At 56.0% G+C, this 5,255-nt stretch carries 6 protein-coding genes; 5 read left to right on the top strand and 1 reads right to left on the bottom strand.

Annotated elements, in window-relative coordinates:
- The 3 genes from ACEYDX_RS06905 to ACEYDX_RS06895 all read left to right on the top strand — a co-directional run.
- On the top strand, positions 1–648 hold a 648-nt coding region (locus ACEYDX_RS06905; RefSeq protein ID WP_373741286.1), incomplete at its 5' end, for an OST-HTH/LOTUS domain-containing protein.
- Between the two features lie 68 nt (positions 649–716).
- Complete coding sequence (gene nfsA, locus ACEYDX_RS06900) at positions 717–1,439, top strand: oxygen-insensitive NADPH nitroreductase (RefSeq protein ID WP_373741285.1); 723 nt, start codon at positions 717–719, stop codon at positions 1,437–1,439.
- A 327-nt stretch (positions 1,440–1,766) separates the two neighbouring features.
- Positions 1,767–2,621: a helix-turn-helix transcriptional regulator gene (locus ACEYDX_RS06895; RefSeq protein WP_373741284.1), complete on the top strand. Its 855-nt coding sequence runs from the start codon at positions 1,767–1,769 to the stop codon at positions 2,619–2,621.
- Here ACEYDX_RS06895 and ACEYDX_RS06890 read toward each other — a convergent pair.
- On the bottom strand, positions 2,599–3,153 hold the full coding sequence (locus tag ACEYDX_RS06890; protein ID WP_373741283.1) for a YbhB/YbcL family Raf kinase inhibitor-like protein: 555 nt from the start codon (positions 3,151–3,153) through the stop codon (positions 2,599–2,601). The two genes, ACEYDX_RS06895 and ACEYDX_RS06890, sit on opposite strands and share 23 nt — an antisense overlap.
- Before the next feature lie 99 nt (positions 3,154–3,252).
- Between ACEYDX_RS06890 and ACEYDX_RS06885 the strand changes: the two genes are divergently transcribed.
- Positions 3,253–3,693 (top strand): MmcQ/YjbR family DNA-binding protein, encoded by a 441-nt coding sequence (locus ACEYDX_RS06885; RefSeq protein WP_373741282.1) that lies wholly within the window; start codon positions 3,253–3,255, stop codon positions 3,691–3,693.
- A gap of 120 nt (positions 3,694–3,813) precedes the next feature.
- The gene (hisD, locus tag ACEYDX_RS06880; protein ID WP_373741281.1) at positions 3,814–5,106 is read left to right on the top strand and encodes a histidinol dehydrogenase; all 1,293 of its coding nucleotides are present in this window, start codon (positions 3,814–3,816) and stop codon (positions 5,104–5,106) included.
- Positions 5,107–5,255: the final 149 nt, after the last annotated feature.

The following is a 5,255-nucleotide window of genomic DNA, read 5'->3' as shown; positions in this document are numbered from 1 at the left end:
TACGGTTTCGCCAAACTCTCCGAACTCATCAAATCCTTCGATATTTTCGAACACCGCACCGACAACAACCAGCTTCAAGTGCGCCGCAACGACAAAAACGGCAGGCCGTCTGAAAAAGAAAACAAGCCAGCCGATACCGCCGCCCAAACCGAAACCGCCGTTCAGACGGCCTCAGGCGACAACAAACCGCAAAACGGAGCGGCCGACGGCAAACCGGCAGGCCGCAACCGCAAACGTGCGGAACGCAAATCCGAAAACGCAACGCAGGACGCGCAGGACAGGCCGTCTGAAAACGGAAAAAACAGTTTGCAGCCGGATACGGAAACTGCAGCCCGGCCCGTCCAGCCAGAAACCACTCCCGCACCTGCCGACAAACCCTCCAAAACCAAAACCAAAAACAGCAAACCCAAATTCAGCCGCGTGATTCCGCTCGTGCAGCAGGCCGTCGATGCCGCTGCCGATACCGACGGCTGGGCGCGCCTGAGCGACGTTCTGAAACAGCTCGCCGCGCAAATCAACCCACACGACTACGGTTACGACACCGACCGCGCCCTAGTGCACGCCATTTACAGCGACTGGCTGGAAATCAAGAAAGTCGGACGCGGCGAGCGGGTGAAAGTGAACAAGCGGTTTGTGAGTAAGGATTGACACCAACGGAAATTTCAGACGGCCTTCCAATATCCGAAGTCCGTACCCAGAACGAAAGACTGCCGAACATGCAAAGCAAATCCACGCTTGATACCATTTTTTCCCACCGTTCCATCCGCAAATTCACGTCCCGACCTATATCGGAAGAAATGCTCGACACGCTGGTTCGTGCGGGGCAGCAAGCTTCAACATCGAACAATCTGCAATGTGTCTCTGTTATCCGCGTCTCCGACCGGGCTTTGCGGCAAGGCATACACGAAGCGGCGGGTAGTGCCCCTTATATCGTTGATTGTGCAGAGTTTCTGCTTTTCTGCATCGACTTTTCCAAACACCGGAAAATCTGTCCCGACGCGCAGCTCGATTGGACGGAAGTTACCCTGATTGGCGCGGTGGACACGGGCATTATGGCGCAAAACGTTTTGCTGGCCGCCGAATCACTGGGGCTGGGAGGCGTGTATATCGGCGCGCTGCGTAACGACGCGCAGAAGGTGTCGGACATATTAAATCTGCCCGAATACTGCATTCCGCTGGTCGGCCTGTGCTTGGGTTATCCAGACCAAAACCCGCCGTTCAAACCGCGTCTGCCCAAAGAACGGGTTTACGCCGAAAACGCCTGTCCCGTGTTGGATGACAGTGCGGCGGAAGCCTACAATCAGGCGGTGGCGGCGTATTACGAAGCGCGCAAAGGCAAACCCGTGCCGTGGAAACAGTCGTTGGCAAAAACATTGGCCAATCCCGTGCGTCCGCATATGGCGGGTTTTTTGCAGAAAAAAGGTTTTTTGAAACGCTGATTTTTTCAGACGGCATTCCCGATTTCAAAACAATCGTCATTCCCGTGTAGGCGGGAATTCAGACTTTTGAAGCTGCCATATCGAGCCAAGATTTCAGTGTCTTGCCGTTCTGAATTCCCACCTGCGCGGGAATGACGAATAACAAACTGAATGGATTAGACAAAATATTCTGTACGCTTATCCGGAACGGCACAACATGCCGTCTGAAACATACCGTTTTCTTTTTTGTGTGCCGACAGGTTGGCTGTTTGAACATAGTTTTCAGACGGCCTTGCCGATTTTCAGGCCGTCTGAAAACCGTTTTCCCTATTGTGTCGAGTCCCCGTTATGGCCGAACGAAACTTTATCCATCGTCCGAATTATGGCGCAAGCGGTACCGTTATCCAGCGCAGCAGGTTGCTATACAGCCGTTTGGCCGCCCACAATCCGACGGTCATTCTGGTATTGAGCGGACGGAAAATCCTGCGTTGGGCTGGGAACGAACTCATTATTCCGGCAGGTCGCGCCGTTGCGCTGGCAGGTTGGCAGACCTTCGATGTGTTGAACGAGCCGGATGAACAAGAAGGTGTTTATCGGGCGCAATGGCTGTCGTTCGAGCAGCCCTTAATCGACCGTTTTGCCGAAATGTACGAAGGTGGCGAGTTGGTGGCCGATGCGCGACTATTGCCTGAAAAGGCCAAGTTTGCGGTTTCTTTTTCGCTGGCGGCGCAGATGTTGGGCGACGACGGCATTCCCGATGCGGTGGCCGATACGGGGTTGCAGCAGGTGTTGGCATGGCTGCATGTTTCGGGCTGCCGTTTCCATGCTTACGAGCCTATGGGTTTGGTGCGCCGTTTGAGAAAAGCGGTGGAGGAAGACGCGGCTTTCGAGTGGACAGCGGAAACGATGGCAGGCCGTCTGAATATGAGCGGAACGACTTTGCGGCGGCGTTTGGCGGCGCAGGGCACGTCGTTCAGGGCCTTGCTCATCGATGTGCGCATGATGCGCGCGCTGACGCTGTTGCAGGTAACGTCTTGGACGGTCGCGCAGATTGCGGCGGCGGTGGGCTATGACAACGCTTCGCGTTTTACGGCGCGTTTTAAGGAACGGTTCGGCTTTGTGCCGACGGCGGTGAGGGACGGAGAAGGCGGAGCGGCGGAATACCGCCCCGCCGAAACGGTTAACGTTGGTTTTCGATCGTGATTTTGGCTTCGCCTAAAGCGTTGGCTTTGGTGAAAAAGCCGACCAGTGCGGGTGTGGCATCCGCGGTTACGTTGGGCAGCTTGGCGACTTTCAGCGCGGTCAGCGTGATTTCGTAGCGGTGTTTTTTCCCTTCGGGCGGACATGCGCCGCCGTAGCCCGGTTTGCCGAAATCGGTGCGCGTCTGCAATGCGCCTTTAGGCAGATTGCGGCCTTGTGCGGTAATGCCTGCGGGCAGTTTGTTCACATGGGCGGGAATGTTCGCCACCACCCAGTGCATCCAGCCCAAACCTGTCGGCGCGTCTTTGTCGTGCAGCGTCAGCACGAAACTTTTTGTGCCGGCAGGTGCGTTTTTCCACGACAGCGCGGGCGATACGTTGCCGCCGGAGCAGCCGAAGCCGTAGGGCGCACTCAAAAGCTGCTGTTTGGTAAAGCGGCCGTTGTTCAAATTGTCGGCATTCAGCGTAAACGCGCCGTTGGCTGATGCGAGTGTGGATGCGCCGATTAAAGCGGCGATGAAGATTGTGCGGAACATTTAGATTTTTTCCTTTTTGGTGTGATGGGAAAGTCCAGCATAGCAGCATAAGGCCGTCTGAAATGTGCCGTTTCGTTCCTTTTATGTGCCGAAACAGGCATGGCGGTTTGGAGAGTTGATTTTCAGACGGCCTGCCGCCGCTGTGAAGGCCGTCTGAAAATCTTTGGGAGAACCGCCGTGAACCGACAAGCCGTACTCGATTATGCCGCCGAACGCTATCAAACCGACCCCGTGTATCTGTGGGAAAAATACCCGGATTACGCCGTGCTGCGCCATGCGAAGGGTGGCAAGTGGTATGCGGTGCTGATGAACGTTGCCGCTGCCAAGCTCGGTTTGGACGGAAGCGGCAACATTCCGTTGATGAACGTGAAAGCCGCGCCCGATTTGGTGCAAACCCTGCGCGTGCAAACGGGCTTTCTGCCTGCCTACCATATGAACAAAACCCATTGGCTGAGCGTGCGGCTCGACGGTTCGGCAGATGCGGAAACGGTCAAAGCCTTGCTGGACGGCAGTTTTCTGCTCACGGGTAAGGCCGTCTGAAAAACACAATATTCCGAAAAACCGCCGTCATCCGTTTTTCAGACGGCATGGATACCCCAAACGCGTTACAATAAAGGCCGTCTGAAAAAATATTCCCCAAATCCATAAAGAAAGCCCGAGATGAAACACCTTTCCACCCAATCCCCCGACTTCCAAGCCGAACTCAAAGCCCTGCTTGCCTTTGAAACCGCGCAAGACCCGAAAATCGACCAAATCGTGGCCGACATCTGCGCCGACGTGCAAAAGCGCGGCGATGCGGCCGTAATCGAATACACCAATAAATTCGACGGCACGGCGGCGCAAACCTTCGCCGATTTAACCTTAAGCCAAGAAGATTTGAAAAACGCGTTCGAACGCCTGCCCGAAAATGTTCAGACGGCCTTGAAAACCGCCGCCGCGCGCGTGGAAAGCTACCACCAACGCCAAAAACTGGAATCGTGGACATACACCGACGAAGACGGCACGCTCTTGGGCCAGCAAATTACCGCGCTCGACCGCGTCGGCATTTACGTGCCCGGCGGCAAAGCGGCCTACCCCAGCTCGGTGATTATGAACGCCATGCCCGCGCACGTGGCCGGCGTGAAAGAAATCATCATGGTGGTGCCGACCCCGAAAGGCGAGCGCAACGACATCGTGCTGGCGGCGGCTTATGTGGCGGGCGTAACCAAAGTGTTTACCGTCGGCGGCGCGCAAGCCGTAGCCGCGCTGGCTTACGGCACCGAAACCGTGCCGCAGGTCGATAAAATCACCGGCCCCGGCAATGCGTTTGTCGCCGCCGCCAAACGCCGCGTGTTCGGGGTGGTGGGCATCGACATGGTGGCGGGGCCGTCTGAAATTCTGGTGATTGCCGACGGCAGCACGCCCGCCGATTGGGTGGCGATGGATTTGTTCAGCCAGGCCGAACACGACGAAATCGCCCAAGCCATTCTGATTGCCACTTCGCAAGCGTATTTAAACGAAGTTCAGACGGCCATGGACAAACTGATTGAAGAAATGCCCCGCCGCGACATCATCGAAGCCTCGCTGGGCAACCGCGGTGCGTTTGTGTTGGCGAAAGATTTGGACGAAGCCTGCGAAATCGCCAACTATATTGCGCCCGAACATTTGGAATTATCAGTGGAAAACCCGCAGCAATGGGCGCAGAAAATCCGCCACGCCGGCGCGATTTTCATGGGCAGATATACCAGCGAGAGCTTGGGCGACTATTGCGCCGGCCCCAACCATGTGCTGCCCACCAGCCGCACCGCCCGTTTCTCATCGCCCTTAGGTACTTACGATTTCCAAAAACGTTCGAGCCTGATTCAGGTATCCGAAGCGGGCGCGCAAAAACTGGGCAAAATCGCCAGCGTTTTGGCGCACGGCGAAATGCTCACCGCCCATGCGCGCGCGGCGGAATTCCGTTTGAAAGATTAGGGAGTGTAGTCAGAAGGCTTGTGAAGCGGTTTTTTGAGGAAAAATCCGCAGATGCAAGGCAAAAAGCGCAGCAAGATTGAACATCTTGCGAGCATTTTAGCTTCGCAAGTCCGCTACGCTACCTAACGCCGCAGATGCGGATTTTGACC

The organism is Neisseria sp. (assembly GCF_041804105.1).
Taxonomy (GTDB): domain Bacteria; phylum Pseudomonadota; class Gammaproteobacteria; order Burkholderiales; family Neisseriaceae; genus Neisseria.
This window is presented reverse-complemented; position numbering and strand designations above follow the sequence as displayed.